This is a genomic window from Pseudomonas sp. F220 (assembly GCF_057813935.1).
On sequence record NZ_JBVASJ010000140.1, the window covers coordinates 1 to 508 of the forward strand.

Below are 508 nucleotides of genomic sequence, written 5' to 3' on the forward strand. Positions count from 1 at the left end.
CCGGGCAACCAGCCACGCGCTTCGTTCAGGTCCTCGGTGAACAACGCCAGGTGCAACTGACTGTTGGCGTCTTGCCCGACGCTGCCCAGAGGCGTGCCCTGAGACAGGCTCACCGGTCGACTTCGGGACAGGCTCGCCGGCTGCGTCAAGGCCACTTTCTGTGGCCAGTGCGGGGTCACTCGGGTCTGGGTGTTGGGGGCTAGCAGTTTGACCAGCGCGATGATGCCTTCAGCGTTGCGGGTGGGCAGACGCATCACGCTGAGCAGCGCCAGGAAGCGCGATATCGGCGTAGCGATCTGCTGGGCGGTGCCGGGAATTCCGAGACCAATCAACCCCAGCAGGCATTGCGAAGTCGCATCGGTGCCGCCCGCTTCGAATGTTGCCGGGTAAGAGTACTTACGCCAGATACGGTAGAACTGAGTGAAGATCCGGTGATTAAAAATATCCAGGAACGCTTCAAGGGCTTCATGACCTTCGCGACGCTGAGCGATATCGTCCAGGAAACTTG

General features: G+C 60.8%; 1 protein-coding gene. It reads right to left on the reverse strand.

Translation table 11 applies throughout. The features are described 5' to 3' along the window. Positions 1-508 (reverse strand): type VI secretion system baseplate subunit TssG (locus ACZYSM_RS29350; RefSeq protein WP_489077194.1); only part of this gene is annotated, 508 nt, incomplete at both ends.